The following is a 15,081-nucleotide window of genomic DNA, read 5'->3' on the forward strand; positions in this document are numbered from 1 at the left end:
AGCGCAGCCAGCCGTTGCATGAATTCCAGTGGCGACATGATGATGTGGGTCGTGCCATCCCGATAAGGTGTCTTCAGCTTTAACACTATTTGCCCATCTTTATTGCGTGTCAGAATCGTCCCGGTATTTCCGGAGATAAAATGGTTTGAGAGGAGGAAGAGATGAAAAACCAAATCAGTTATTCACCGGAAGTACGAGAACGAGCAGTAAGATTGGTATTCGAGCAACAAAAGGAGCATGAATCGCAATGGGCGGCGATCAAGTCGATCGCATCAAAGATTGGCTGTACAGCGGAGACGTTGCGCACCTGGGTAAGACGAACAGAGATTGATCAGGGAATTCGAGGCGGCCTGTCGACTGCGGATCGTGAGCGGCTCAAGGAATTGGAACAGGAGAATCGGGAATTAAAGCGAGCTAACGAGATATTACGTAAGGCATCGGCCTATTTCGCGCAGGCGGAGCTCGACCGCCGACCGAAATGATGGTGACATTTGTCGATAGCAACAAAGCGGAATACGGGGTCGAGCCAATCTGCAATGAAATCTGGATTGCCCCGTCGAGCTACTACGAACACAAAGCGCGCGCGCGAGATCCCGATCGATTGCCTGACCGCATCAAGCGGGATATGAGACTAGAACTTGATATACAGCGGGTATGGAAAGACAATTTCCGAGTTTATGGTGCTCGCAAAGTATGGCGGCAGTTGCTGCGAGAAGGTATTGGTGTTGCTCGTTGTACGGTCGAGCGGTTAATGAAGAAGCTTGGAATACAAGGTGTTCGACGCGGCAAAAAGTGTTGGACAACCATTTCGGACGATTTGCTTGACCGGCCAACGGACAAGGTTAACCGGCAATTTGTAGCTGCCCGGCCCAATCAATTGTGGGTGGCGGATATTACATTTGTAGCGACATGGACAGGATTTGTTTATGTGGCTTTTATCACCGATGTTTTTGCCCGGTATATTGTTGGCTGGCGAGTGAGTCGTTCATTGCGAACGGAACTGATACTGGATGCATTGGAACAGGCGCTATGGGCACGGCGGGGAACCTCAGGATTGATTCATCACAGTGATAGAAAGTCGGTTTCACATGATGTGCGGAAGTTTTGGATATTGATCTGAGGCTAATTCGCCCCTAAGGTTTGAGACGAGCCAGCTTGCGCAAAGCGACATAGAAGACAGGGGTAAGGAACAATCCGAATAGCGTCACGCCGATCATCCCGGAAAAAACGGTTATACCTGTTGCGTAGCGCACCTCACTGCCTGCACCGTAGCTGAGCACTAAGGGAACAGATCCCGCGATGAAAGCGATTGAGGTCATTATGATCGGTCGAAGTCGAAGACGGCAGGCTTCCAGTGCGGCTTCGACAGTACTCTTGCCCTGGATCTCCAACTCCCGTGCGAACTCAACGATCAGGATGGCATTCTTGCATGCCAGGCCCATCAGCACGACCAGTCCCACCTGAACGAATATATTGTTCTCGCCGCCAGTGAGCCAAATACCGAAAAGCGCAGCGCACATACATACCGGCACGATAAGGATGACCGCCAAAGGTAATGTCCAGCTTTCGTAGAGGGCGGCTAGCACCAGAAAGACCAGCATAATCGATAATGGGAATACGATGACCGCCGCGTTGCCCTGCGTTACCTGTTGGTAGCTAAGATCGGTCCACTCCAGCGTAATGCCGCGGGGCAACACCTCTGCGGCAACGCTCGAGAGCTTGGTGATGACCTGCCCCGAGGAAAGTACGCGCGGATCAGCATCGCCGATAAGGTCAGCGGCGGGATAGCCGTTGTAGCGGATGACTGGATCCGGGCCAAATGAAGGTTGAATCGTCACCATCGACCCTAGCGGAACCATTTCCCCTTGAACGTTGCGCGTGTACAGATTGCTGATGTCTTCGGTCTTCTGGCGAAAAACTGAGTCCGCCTGAGCCAACACTCGATAGACCCGACCGAATAAGTTGAAATCGTTAATATAGATAGAACCTAGATAAATCTGCAGGGTATTAAATAGATCTGACAATAATACTCCTTGGGCTAATACTTTAACTCGATCTATATTGACCTCGAGTTGCGGGATATTGGCTTGATATGAGCTGACAGGAAAGGTCATGCCTGGCGTTTGGGCGATTGCGTTTTGGAAAGTCGTTAATGCCTCTTGTAAAGCTCCATATCCCAAGCCGGCGCGATCAACTAAATAAAGAGAATAGCCCGACCCATTACCCAGTCCTTGAATAGGCGGGGGCAGTAATGCATAAGCCTGCCCGTCCTTGACCTCCACAAGCTTGGCATTCAGTTCGGCGGTGATGGATTCCGCAGAACGCTGGCGCTGATCGAAAGGTTTGAGGATGATATAGGAGGTGACCTGATTGGGAGTATTGACGGATTGCAAGGCATTCAAGCCCACATAGCTTTCGGTTATGTCTACGCCTTCGATAGTGCTGGCAATTTTGTTCAGTTGATGTGTGACAGCATTAGTTCGGGCAAGCGAAGCGCCCTCCGGCAATTTGGCTCCCGCGAAAAGGTAGAGTTTATCCTGGTTGGGAATAAAGCCGGTCGGTACGATATGGAACAGTATTGCGGTCGAGAGCAATAGCCCTGCATAGACGGTGAACGCTATGCCACGACGGCCCAGCGTGCGAGCCACGGTATTATGATATTTATGGGAGCTGCGAAGAAATAGCCGGTTGAACGGATGGAACAGCCACCCCAACATACGCTCGAGCAACCGTGTCAGCGCATCCTTCGGAGCATCATGTCTTTTGAGCAGTTTTGCCGCCAGGGCCGGCGACAATGTCAGTGAATTGATTGTGGAAATGATGGTGGATATGGCGATGGTGATAGCAAATTGCTTGTAGAATTCGCCGGTGACACCGCTTAGGAACGCCATGGGCACAAACACGGCGCAAAGCACCAGGGCTATGGCAATAATGGGGCCGGAGACTTCCTTCATGGCCTGGTGGGCTGCTGCAAGAGGATCCAGGCCTTCCTCGATGTAGCGCTCGACGTTCTCGACGACGACGATGGCATCGTCGACGACAATGCCGACTGCCAACACCAGTCCAAACAATGTTAGCGTATTGATGGAATATCCGAGAAGGTACAGCCAAGCGAAGGTACCGACAATCGAGACCGGTACCGCGATCAGAGGAATGATGGATGCACGCCAGGTCTGCAGAAACAGGATGACCACCAGCACGACCAGGAAAACCGCTTCGATCAGGGTTTGACCCACCGCCCGGATGGATTCCCGGACAAATACGGTAGGGTCCCACACTATTCGATACGTCACGCCCGCAGGGAAGTTTGCTGAAAGTTCTTCAAACTTGGCGTAGACCGCTCTGGCTACTGCCAGGGAGTTTGCGTTGGGAGTGAGGAAAATGCCCGCGCTGGCGCCGTTCTTTCCATCAATCATGGCGTGCAGCGTATAATCCCCGGATCCGAGCTCAACGCGTCCCACGTCGGATAAGCGAACCAGTTGGCCATGGTCGCCGCTTTTCAGCACGATATCGCTGAATTCCTGTTCGCTGCGAAGCCGCCCGCGCACATTTATCGGAACGAGGAAATCCGTACTCTTGGGTGACGGTTGCGCGCCCAGCTGACCCGCGGATACCTGGACGTTCTGCTCTCGAACGGCATTGATCACATCACTGGCTGTAAGCCCGCGTGTGGCAAGCTTGCCCGGGTTCAGCCACAAGCGCATTGCATAGTCGCCTTCTCCGTACAATCCGACGTTGCCAACACCCTGCAGGCGCGAGAGCTGATCCTTGATATTCAGGGTCAGGTAGTTGCGTAGATAGACCCCATCGTAGCGATTGTCTGGTGAAGTCAGACTCACAAACATGAGCGGAGTGGGGGATTGCTTCTGCGTGGTTACGCCGTACAGACGCACATCGGGGGGCAGACGCGACAGGGCCTGGGCGACGCGATTCTGTACACGGACAGTTGCGGTATCGGGATCGATGCCAGGGGTGAAGGTGACTGTCACTTGCAGGCTTCCGTCGGAACCCGCAACGGACTTCATGTACATGATGCCTTCGACGGCGTTGATCGCTTCTTCCAACGGAACGGCGATTGAATCCGCCATTTCTTTGGGATTGGCGCCGGGGTATATTGCTCGCACAACGACACTAGGCGGCACCACCTCTGGGTACTCGCCCGCGGGTAGGAGCGGAATGGCGATAAGTCCCCCCGCGAAAATAACGATCGAAAGAACAATTGCAAATATGGGGCGGTCGATGAAGAACTTGGAAAAATCCATGATCGCGCTCTTATTCCGCGGCTCTTATTGAACCGGAAGGGGGGAGATAGCCTCTCGTGCTTCCATAGCGACATACTCAGGCCTTACAATCATTCCTTCACGAATGATCTTCTGTGCGCCGGTGACAATGACCATGTCTGTCTTGTCGAGGCCGGACTGCACGATGTATAGGTCATCGATTTGACGACCCAATGTGATATTTTTGCGTAGTGCCTTGTTTCCTTCTCCTAGCACATAAATATATTTGTGATGCTGGTCGGTCAGAATGGCCTTGGTGTCTATCAAAAGTGCAAGTAACTCATCGCCTTGCAGCTGTACACGGGCGAAAAGCCCCGGTGTCAGGAAACGGTCGGTATTGGAGACGACAGCGCGAGCACGAATTGTGCCCGTTGTGGGATTAACCTGATTGTCGAAGAAATCTACAGTCCCATGGTGCGGGAAGCCTTCCTCATTAGCCAGACGGATGCGGACCAGATATGCATTGTTCCCGCGATCGTTCCTGCGAGCGAATTCCTTGTAGCGCAGGAAGCTATGCTCATCGCAATCGAAGTATACATACATGGGATCCTGCGAGACCAAGGTTGTCAGAATTGATTGGTCAGCCTGGGCAAGATTGCCGACGGTTAGGTATGCTCGCCCCACGCGGCCTGCGATTGGCGCTCGAACCTCGGTGAAATCGAGGTTGAGCTTGGCGGTGGCTACAGCAGCTTCAGCCGCACGAATCTCGGCAGCCGTTTGGTTCAACTCCGTTTGTCTACCGTGGAAATCTTCGCGTGACATGGCCCGTGTTTCGAACAGCGCCTGCGCGTGCTCAGTCTTGATTTGCGCAAGATTCGCGGTCGACCGGGCACGTTCGAGCTGCGCCTGCGCACTATGGAGTGCATTGCGGTACGGCCGAGGATCAATGACGAAGAGAAGGTCGCCAGGTTTGACCTCGCTATCCTCTTTATAGGCAACACGATTGATGTAACCACTCACGCGAGGACGCAATTCTACAGTCGGGATTGCATGGACACGGCCATTAAATTCATCCCAAGTTTGCACTGAACGCACCAGTACGTTCGCAACCGCAACATCGAGCGGTGGTGATTCGACTGGAGTGTTGGATCCGGTATTGCATCCGATGAGGAAGATTGCCGAGAGCGCAATAAGAATTGTAAATGCGCACCGTTGGCGTGGGGTTGAGCTGTACATATGTTAAATCATGAAAAATTTCTGGCGGGGAGGGTCGTAAGACTCAATCATTCTAAATGAAACCTCTGCATACCTATGTCATTAAGGTTTTTTGCTCATGCGGTAATTTTTAAAATCAATCGTTTAAAAATGACAAATTATCCAAAAAACCAGTTAGGCAGAGGTCTCAAATATTCCTAGTAGAGGATTTCCGAGAAAGAATGCATCGGAGAAAGACTAAATTATCCCGACTTGAACTTGATCTAACAGATGGCTTCAAGCCGTAATGGTTGCAGGCAAGAAATCTGGCGCTACCTGATCTAGGGATGGTCTGAAGTAGACACCACCATCTTCTAGCGGCTTTGCCATCTTGTCAATGAAAAAAATTATTTGCTCCAGGTCAACTGTGTAAGTATTGATATCTGAATTCCCTTTAATAAATTACAACGAGATAGAAATTCTATAGCAGAACTATATATAAAGCTAGACGGATTGGGTATAGGAAAAATAAACCACCTTTTCTAAACCACCTTTTCCATAAGTTTTGAATGTACTGAAAGCTGGCTCAATTGTCAAACACGGTGATAATCGATTGAAAAATTACTGTATTCCGGTTCAGTTAGCACAAAAATTCAAAGATTTTGCCGCGTTTTGGCGCTTCAGGCGAAAGACGCCCAGGGGTAAAGGTCAGCCCAGTGATGAAGAGGATTGAAAGGAGCGAGCACGGGATCAGGTTGGCTCGAAAGGATCAAAGATTTGTGCAGGTGCTCTAGGCGGCGCCCGGACAGGCAAACCAAGATGGTCAAGAATTTTAGTGATTGTGGCTTTCTCCAAGAGGGCGGCGATGATTTTCATATTCCCGCCACAATGCGGGCAGCGCTCAATGTCGATCTCAAACACCCGCTTGAGCAAACGTGCCCAACTGATGCGCACGGAAGCCGGGGAAGGCGGCACATCGTCATTCGTATCGGATGCATTACTTTTGTTTTTCTTGCTGCCAGGAATAATCTCAGCGCGCAGTTTGGCGTTCGGCGCAAGCACGCCATGGAAACGAATGAGGTTGAGCCTTGGCCGGGGAACCAGCGCAGCCAGCCGTTGCATGAATTCCAGTGGCGACATGATGATGTGGGTCGTGCCATCCCGATAAGGTGTCTTCAGCTTTAACACTATTTGCCCATCTTTATTGCGTGTCAGTCGTTCATTAGCAATCGCCGGTCGCGTGATGTAACGGCACAGATGTTCCAATTCCTTACGCTGATTCATGGCGCAACGCACCCCGGCATGCAGGCTAAAGCCATGTGCATTGACACAGTATTTTTTGTTTTCCTGTGGTTGCGTATTTTGTGTGGAAATGGTTTTTAACGTCAGCACCTTCTGCCCTGCCCGGCGACCGAGTGCTATCCGGTAGGTGCAGGCCGCCGATTGCAGTGGACTCAGCGCCGCGTCCGTTTCCATTTCAGCTAAGTAGCTCATCCCCTCTTCCTCAATAAGCGCGCCGTTACGGGTCAATGCTTTCATGATGCGCTGGATGATCTGGCTAAGCAGTCTTTGCAACTGCTCAGTCGTCGGTGACCGTGCGCTGTGGAATTCCGCCACACCATTTTGGATGCGGTAAACGCCGTCAAGCACTAGGCAATGCAGATGAATATTGAGATTAGCCGCCGAACCGAAACGTTGAATAAGCGTAATCGCACCGGTCTGTGCTTCGGATCGTTTCAATCCGGCCTGTTTGATCAGAGAAGTAGAGATGGCACGGTGAATCACCTGCAATACCGGTGTGATTAAGCGCGGATGAGCGGCTAACAGGTAGCGTAGCGGGATCGGCAGTGAGAGCACCCATTGGCGCACCGGCACTCGGGGAATGATGTGATCAACCAGGTGAGCAGCCGTCTGCGCCATGCGCCGCCCACCGCACGAGGGACAAAATCCACGCCGCTTGCAGGAAAAGGCTACCAGTTTCTCATGGGCGCAGTTGGCACAACGCAGGCGTAAGAACCCATGGGCCAGAATGCCACATTCAAGAAATGCCTCAAATTCGTCTTTAACAAAGTCAGGTAACCCTGAACCGGTTTCCGTCTCAACCTGTGCAAAGAAAGTTCCGATGTGCTCTTGCACCAACCGATACAGAGTGGTTTCTTCCGGTCGGTGCCGTTCATAGTGGAGCTGATTTTCAACCGCTGCGTGTTGAGCTGGTTGGCGCAGGTTCTTTTGGTGGAATTGGGCGCGGGGTGTGGCCGTCGACATGATCTTTGAGAACGAATGTTTTCGTTCTCAAAGTATCGACTTCTCGGGCTAGGCCTTGAGTGATTTCGCCAGATGTTGGTCGCCTCGATGGAAAAACAGCTGGTTGTTGGTGTCATGGGCGCAGGCCATGCGCTGCATGGTTTTGATGTTACCCATCAGTTGCATGACTTGGGCGTTCAGAATGTTGCCGTTTTTGCCGTGGGACAGCGACAAATCCTGCAAAAATCTCGTGAAAGCTGTGGCGGATGCCGTGTTTGGCGTTCTACCCAATGTTTCCGAATCTTTTCAGCCACAATTCCAGCGGCTGGAGATTCGCTTTGAAATGGGGTGTTAATCAACATCTGCTACTACTATCTACTATTATATTCAATCAGGTGATCCTATGGAACGTAAAGCGAAAGTGACGCAAGATGCTGTAACCGATGCATGTGATGAACTCATGGAATCCGGTAAAAACGTCACTGTAAACGCTATCACTGCGATGACAGGAGGTTCCTTTTCCACCGTAGGCGCAATGGTCAAGAATTGGAAGGCGGAACAAGCCTTAAAAACTGCACCAGCAATTGAGATGCCAGAAACGGTTAAAACCGCCATGCACAAAGCTGTTACTGTTATTTGGGACGCTGCGTCCAGCCTGGCGAGCGATGAAATTGACCGCATCCGGAAGGAAGCAGTGGAAGGTATAGATAAAGCCAAGATTGAGTTATCAGAATATGTGGGAGAAATTACGCGCCTGGAAAAAGAATTAGAACAAAGCCAAAATATCACTGCAGAAACCGGAAAGCGCCTTTCCACCGCTATGACTCAGATTTCAGAACTGGCCACTCAAAAGACTGCTCTCGAAACGCGCCTTTCAGACCGTGATAACGAACTGGATCGCATGCGAGCTGATTATAAGAAACTACAGACCGAGCTTATTACAATAGCCAAAACCAAGGCCAAACAGAACAAGGTGGGATAAGCCCACAGTACCTGCACTTAATGCTCGTTCCTTGCAATTCATTGAAAGGTAATGCAGGCATGGATTGGGGCTTGTATAAATATCGGCATTTGGTAGAAAACGCTTTTGCGCGATTAAAGCAGTATCGCGCAGTGGCAACACGATATGACAAATTGAAAAGAAATTTTAAGAGTATGGTAGTCATGGCTTGTGGATATCTGTGGCTACCTATGTGAAATGTCAACAGACCCTAGGAGTCTGTCGGATAGGCATTGTTTCGATCGCTCGAATGGATAATTACTGGCATATTGAATGATAAATAGTGATTAAAGTGGTTTTTTAATTTCATTAAATGGCATTTTACATGAATCCGGTGGGATTGATATGGTGTCTATTCGCTAAGTCCGACAGACTCCTAGTAGCCAGATTCATGTAATTTTGCACGCAAAGAATTTATTTTCTCCTCACTATTCCCTCAACAATTTAATCAACCCACGTAAAAAACGGTTCAATAACATGTTGAATCTGCAAACCGTAAATCAGTCCAAAATAATATGTGCAGTCAGGCGATCCAACGCAATGCCAATTGCCCTATCATCAAACAAACGAGTCTTACGCTCGGTGGCACCCGCAGGCCATTGCCGTAACCCTTCGCGTACAGCCTGAACCGTAGGTTGTACGCCTTCTTTACTCAGCAACCAATCGACAGTAGCCAGAAGCTCCATGCCGAAAGGAGACTCAAAGCCGTCGATCAAGGCGGCGGTGTATTCCAGCGCTTGCTCATAAGCCTTGGCCTCGGTCTTGATATAAGTTTGCACCAAAGCCTTGTGCTCATCGTCGAACCAAATTATATCCAGCGGCCCAGCGTCACTGATACGCTTATCGCAATGCAGATAACTGCCATCCAGATTGTTGAGAAGATGATCGAGCTTATTGGCATAAGGCCCGTACTTGTGTGCAACAAATTGCAGCTTGAGCGGATTGTCCTCAGGAGAAAACTGCTCAATGGCACGCTCCAGAAACCACGCCAATTTCTGAATCTCCAGCAGACTGCACTCCATGCCAAGTATCCAGTAGCGGCGCACTAGTTCAGCAATCAGCGCGCGAGCCGGTGTTAGCCTCCCCACTCCAGCGCATTTGGCTACGTTCTGATACTGCTGGGTGGGCTCGAACACCACAATCTCGATATTTGGCAAGTCACCCAGAGCGATCTCAATTTGTTCGCGTACCTCAGTCCATTCCAAGCCGCCGTTCCCTGCGCCCAAAGGTGGGATGGCAATAGATTTAACCTGCTTTTCGATAAGAAAACGGCGCAAATCCTGCAAGCCTTCCTCCACCCATGCCATCTGTGAAGGCGCTTTCCAATGCTGCTTGGTGGGGAAATTCACGATCCAGCGCGGACCGTCGAGTTCATGTACCTCGGTGACAAACATCTTGCCGGTCTGCACTTGCTTGGCTTTGCATGCGATAGCATAAAGGCGCATGTTATCGGCAAAGCGCTCCTTGAACATCAACGCGATGCCTTTGCCCATTACCCCAACGGTGTTGACCGTGTTCACCAGCGCCTCGGCACGGGCTTCAAGAAGGTTGCCTTGTGTAAACGTAATCATCAGAAATACCACCCCGGTATGGCTTTAATATCCAGCGTTAAACCTCTGGCCTGCACTTGACTCTCAAGCATTAATTTTACTGCCTCCGTATAACAAACGACACCCAGCAACGCCGCAGTAGGCAGATGCCCATAAACCAGCGCTTCTGCTTGATAACGCTCGATCTGTGCCGGGTCATCCGGGTTTCGCTTAAAATTTCTTGCCTGCAGCAATGTCCAGTCGATCTCGTTCAACAGTGCCGTATCATTAAAATATCTTGCCAAAGCAGAATACGCATGACGATCAGTAAATACAAAACGCAATCCCATGACGTTCACACGCGACAAGCTGGAGACCAATATACAGATTTCTTCATTACTACGCTTAGGCACCTCGCCTCGCCCCGTGTATATGTTGTACATCATAGGCGAAAACGGCGTGAAATAAAATGGTACGTAGTCTGCCAAAGTGCCGCCAGGCTCAATTGGAACTTCTCGGTGTGTACGCCGAGAGATAAGGTCTGTATTCCCAATTGCTACGTAGGCGGATGCCTGCGTTGGCGAGCTCGCACAATGCAGCCCATTATCCAGAATCCAAGGCAGATTGTCGCGATGGACGATGCGCCAGATCAGCGCTTTTTCTGGATTAAGATTCGTGTAAATCATGATAAAAACATTCGCTCGTTTTACCTTAACTTAGGGTACTGTGCATCTTCATCCGTAAATATACGCTAGGACAGTACCCTTTATATGGGTATTGCAGAAGAACCCCACTTAATAACCCCAAGTAAAAAACGGCTCAACAACATGTTGAATCTGCAAACCCGCAATCAGTCCAAAATACCGCGCATCAAAAGAATTCGGATTCACATCAGACATAAGCAGATATTCAGAATCACCCAGCATCTTCTCCCCCAAACGATATTGCGGCAATACAGAACCATCAATATCTGTTTTTAACTGGGCACTGTTAGGCAGTAAGCCAGCATTTACAGTAATGCCTGCCTCATTAATAGAAGCAGTATCCCCTCCCTGAGCAAAAACACGTTTCAGCAACATGCCATAACCGCCCGGACAATTACCCCTACTAATGTAATGTCGTGCCACAGCCATATCAAAAACTTCGCCTTGTGGTGGGCAGAAAGAAACGTATGCGCCCTTCCCTACTGGTTCATCAACAATCTTGTAAAACCCCACCGGAAAACTCGGCGTATTATTGTAATAAATACCCGTGAGTCGAAAAACAATACTCAATAGAAATATACCGGCACTGACAGACAAAACAATGCCTGCCAGAATATTGCGTATTTTTCTCATGATGATTGGATTATTTTGTCGCTGTAAGCCGGTGCAGGAACAGCAGCCCGCGCAGAAAACACAGAATCTTGAAAGTACAAAGGCTGCTTGCCATATATAGCAGGATAACCCGCCACATAAATAATCATGTCACCTGGCTTGGTAATCTTGCCTTCAGCATCTTTTTCTGGTGAAGTCATGCGTAAACACTCGTCAGGTGTTAGTAAAGGACGCTGTGTTTCCTGCATGGTTCGCGTCACGTTGCCGTGCATCACCCCTACCCGCCTACCACTGGTCGTAATCTGCTCCTTGATGACCGTGGTTTGTCCGGTCAGCTTGGATAAATGCTCGGCGGTTTCAATCCGGTTGGGTGGAAAGGCATTTTGAATATGACAATTGGACGTGATCGCCTCATCGTGGCCGTATCCCGTCTCGCGGCTTTTAAGTTGGTTGATATCTTGGCAGATCAAATAGGCTTTAATACCGTAGCCAGCAATAAACGCCAAGGACTCCTGAAAGATTTCCAGTTTACCCAGACTGGGAAATTCATCGAGCATCAACAAAAGCCGGTGCTTATAGTTCGCAACCGGCTGACCATCCTTAAAATCAAGCCTGTCTGCCAGTGTCCGCACAATCATATTCATCATGATGCGCACCAGTGGCCGCAAACGAGTCTTATCGTTAGGCTGTGTCACAATGTATAAACTCACAGGGTTAGCGTTGTGCATCAAATCACGAATTGCAAAATCCGAGCGGCTAATATTCTTTGCAACCAGTGGATCACGGTATAAGGATAGATATGATTTAGCTGTAGATAAAACTGACCCTGCTTCCTCAGAGGGACGATCCAGCATATCTCGTGCGGAGGCGCCTACCACCGGATGGTTTGCTCCATTAACATGCGGATAGGTAGCCATTTCCATCCATAGTTCACCAATATCCCGTTCAGGATCGGATAGCATTGAATCAACAAGCGGCAATGTGGCCTCAGTCCCTTCAGCACCTTCATTTCCTGATTTATATAAAACATGCAAAATCACACCAACAAGAAGCGCCTGACTGGTTTTCTGCCAGTGGTCTCTTAGCCCCTTCCCATCTGGATCAACAATTAAAGTAGCGAGATTTTGCACATCACCGACTTCAAGCCCATCATGCATCCTGATTTCATCCAACGGATTCCAACAAGCACTCCCTTTGGGTGAGGCAGGATCAAAGCGAATGACTTTATTACCGGCATGAACCTTCCGCCAACCGGCTGTTACAGACCATAGTTCGCCTTTCAGATCAGTAATAACCGCACTATGCCCCCATGAAAGCAAGGTTGGAATAACCAAACCAACACCTTTACCCGACCGAGTCGGCGCATAACATAAAACATGTTCGAGGCCGTTATGTTTAAGGTAATGGGTTTTGCCTTTTTTATCCTGCCAGGCACCTACATATACATAATCATTTTGTGGAATCTTTTTCGAGGTTAATCTTTTGAAGAAGGATTGTCTTAAAGGAAGCAGCCTTGCCGCTTGGATGTCTATTTCATCCGCCCAGCGCGCTGACCCATGTAAACTTGAGTTCGGACGCGATGAATTATCCGCAACCATTTTTACAATCAGTGTCAGAATCAGCCCCGCTCCTGCAAATAAAACACCCATACTTCCGGATAGCTCAATAATATCCGGATGCTGGCCATACCATTTATTAGCCCACTCAAAAATCGACCAAGGCGGGTATAACTGGTTAAAGTGAACACCAAGCTGCGGTTGATATTGGAATCTATAGGCAAAATATTGCGTTGCAACCTGAACCCCACCCAACATAAAGAAAATCGCCATAATCTGAGTAAGCCTGGTTTTAACCAATCCTTCGTTCTTTATTATAGGATTTCCCGAATTTTGGTTTGAATGGTTCATTTTGATCGTCCTTTTCGAGGTGATTTGATACTGATTCTGGACACTTTCTGCTGCAATGGATTCTCTTGCTTATCTAAACCATTCGCATCGCGACCCTCTAATCCTTGACCCGTTCTGTTATTGATTAAATCTAATCGGCGTTGTTCTAATGCTTCATCATCAAATGTAACATCAAGATTTGTATCTACAGCGACTTGAACAACTTTTTCACGGAAATCATCCGACCCATTGATAGTCAATTTCTTACCGTACTTAATCTTAGCCTCTTGTAATATTCCTGATATTTTATCTTTGGCCGCACCAGCCATAATGACCAACCGATTGCCGCCATCACGAATGGCGATTGATCCGATATTACAAATAATCGTGCCCGTTCTAGTAATCGTCTCTATAAAATCCTTATTCTTTAGAGAATCGTCATTAGTCTGTGTACCAGAGACATTATTTGTCTGCGCGCTATAATCTTTTCTGGCTCGCAATATGTCCAGTGCTTCCTGATTTCCCTGCCGGGATTCCTTCACCAGCCAACTCAACCAGTCCATTCTTTTATGCCTTGCTTTTGAGGCTTGATATCCTTCCTTAAAATCTTTATTAATCGCGTCGATCCTTGTTTTCAATTCACTATAAACAGACGCAGCCATTATTTTTTTGGACAGCCTACCCGCAGTAACATTTTTGATCAGTAGTCGTTTTAACTTGGCTTTGGTTTTGACTGCTTCTATGGCCTGATTCTTTTTATCACGCAGTTTATTCCATTGGTTTTTTCCCTGTATTGCCGCCTCATTCTGCTCTTTTGTGTATTGCGCATATAGTTTTGATGTATCAATTTTGTTACGAAGTGGCCTGGGTTCATATTGCTTTGAATATTGTTTTTTTGTTGTTGTATCGTCATCAACCCCGACATAATCACCGAGCCTCTTAACCAAATTGGCCTTTGATAAGGCTCTGTCAATAGAACTGGCTTTAACACCAATCCCATTACCGGAAACAAATACAAAACCATTACCGCGCTCACGCAATTCGAGGCCATGATCCTTTAATACTTGGTGTAATTCAGTCCAGCTTGTCGCAGCTTGAATCTGCGCCAGGCATTCTTGCTGCATCCAACCTATAAGACTCTCCGATCCAGCCTTGAACTCAATATTGGACGCCCTACCCTGCGCACCGCGTTTGATTGTTTCGTGATTATCCGGTGTTAATCCGTACTCTTGCTCCAACTTTTCACAGAGCTCACCAATGACTTTATAGTCATAATGGGGGTTATGGATCGTAAGCCTTTCTGGATGAATTTTGTTGATCGCAATATGCATATGCAGATGATCAGTGTCATGATGCACCACACTGAGTCGTTGGTGTTCACCAAAGCCTAGGCCATCACAGAGTTGGTCCTCTATTTGCTGCAAAGTAGCTTCGGATAGTTCATCATCACGAAAACTAACCACCAGGTGATAGGTTTTGTCAGAAGTCGCGCGTTGATTCATCTGCTGCGTATTAAGCACTTCTGCAACCACACAATCCGGACGATCCGAGTAACAATTAACTGCTCGGATTAAGCCGATGCGCTCAGTCTTGTTTTGTGGGTCAACAATATAATTCACCAGTCCGGCAAAGTTGCTTTTCTTAACTGAATTGATTGGGATGTGTTTGGCTATCATGATTATTTAATCGAGT

10 protein-coding genes, 2 pseudogenes and 1 other annotated feature are annotated in these 15,081 nt (G+C 48.7%); of the genes and pseudogenes, 3 read left to right on the plus strand and 9 right to left on the minus strand.

Annotation, left to right across the window (positions count from 1 at the left end; genetic code table 11):
- Positions 1 to 161: 161 nt before the first annotated feature.
- Positions 162 to 1,081: pseudogene (locus tag DU481_RS09135) on the plus strand (IS3 family transposase); the annotation flags it as partial.
- Positions 440 to 556, plus strand: a sequence feature (AL1L pseudoknot). It overlaps the preceding pseudogene by 117 nt.
- Positions 1,082 to 1,133: 52 nt before the next feature.
- Here the strand turns inward: DU481_RS09135 and DU481_RS09140 are convergent.
- The 4 genes from DU481_RS09140 to DU481_RS09155 form a co-directional block, all read right to left on the minus strand.
- The gene (locus DU481_RS09140; RefSeq protein ID WP_107804568.1) at positions 1,134 to 4,262 is read right to left on the minus strand and encodes an efflux RND transporter permease subunit; all 3,129 of its coding nucleotides are present in this window, start codon (positions 4,260 to 4,262) and stop codon (positions 1,134 to 1,136) included.
- A 24-nt stretch (positions 4,263 to 4,286) separates the two neighbouring features.
- Entirely contained in the window at positions 4,287 to 5,456 is a 1,170-nt protein-coding gene (locus DU481_RS09145) for an efflux RND transporter periplasmic adaptor subunit (RefSeq protein WP_097103896.1), read from the minus strand.
- A gap of 708 nt (positions 5,457 to 6,164) precedes the next feature.
- Entirely contained in the window at positions 6,165 to 7,679 is a 1,515-nt protein-coding gene (locus DU481_RS09150) for an IS91 family transposase (RefSeq protein ID WP_350133954.1), read from the minus strand.
- 48 nt (positions 7,680 to 7,727) lie between these two features.
- Complete coding sequence (locus DU481_RS09155) at positions 7,728 to 7,949, minus strand: hypothetical protein (RefSeq protein ID WP_350133956.1); 222 nt, start codon at positions 7,947 to 7,949, stop codon at positions 7,728 to 7,730.
- 112 nt (positions 7,950 to 8,061) lie between these two features.
- Here DU481_RS09155 and DU481_RS09160 point away from each other — a divergent pair, with 112 nt between their 5' ends.
- Both DU481_RS09160 and DU481_RS09165 read left to right on the plus strand, forming a co-directional pair.
- Entirely contained in the window at positions 8,062 to 8,640 is a 579-nt protein-coding gene (locus tag DU481_RS09160; RefSeq protein ID WP_107803745.1) for a DNA-binding protein, read from the plus strand.
- A 35-nt stretch (positions 8,641 to 8,675) separates the two neighbouring features.
- Positions 8,676 to 8,855: pseudogene (locus tag DU481_RS09165) on the plus strand (transposase); the annotation flags it as partial.
- A gap of 303 nt (positions 8,856 to 9,158) precedes the next feature.
- Here DU481_RS09165 and darG read toward each other — a convergent pair.
- The 5 genes from darG to traI form a co-directional block, all read right to left on the minus strand.
- Positions 9,159 to 10,229 (minus strand): type II toxin-antitoxin system antitoxin DNA ADP-ribosyl glycohydrolase DarG, encoded by a 1,071-nt coding sequence (gene darG / locus DU481_RS09170; protein ID WP_107803746.1) that lies wholly within the window; start codon positions 10,227 to 10,229, stop codon positions 9,159 to 9,161.
- Positions 10,229 to 10,873, minus strand: a complete 645-nt coding sequence (gene darT, locus DU481_RS09175; protein WP_350133959.1) for a type II toxin-antitoxin system toxin DNA ADP-ribosyl transferase DarT — start codon at positions 10,871 to 10,873, stop codon at positions 10,229 to 10,231. The genes darG and darT overlap by 1 nt, the downstream gene beginning before the upstream one ends.
- A 108-nt stretch (positions 10,874 to 10,981) precedes the next feature.
- A complete protein-coding gene (traF, locus tag DU481_RS09180) occupies positions 10,982 to 11,524 on the minus strand; it encodes a conjugative transfer signal peptidase TraF (RefSeq protein ID WP_350133961.1) in 543 nt (180 codons plus the stop codon).
- Entirely contained in the window at positions 11,521 to 13,410 is a 1,890-nt protein-coding gene (locus DU481_RS09185; protein WP_350133963.1) for a type IV secretory system conjugative DNA transfer family protein, read from the minus strand. Before DU481_RS09185 ends, traF begins: the two co-directional genes overlap by 4 nt.
- A complete protein-coding gene (gene traI, locus DU481_RS09190; RefSeq protein ID WP_350133965.1) occupies positions 13,407 to 15,065 on the minus strand; it encodes a TraI/MobA(P) family conjugative relaxase in 1,659 nt (552 codons plus the stop codon). Before traI ends, DU481_RS09185 begins: the two co-directional genes overlap by 4 nt.
- Between the last annotated feature and the right edge of the window lie 16 nt (positions 15,066 to 15,081).

The sequence above is a fragment of the Nitrosomonas sp. genome, from assembly GCF_040240425.1.
Lineage (GTDB): Bacteria > Pseudomonadota > Gammaproteobacteria > Burkholderiales > Nitrosomonadaceae > Nitrosomonas.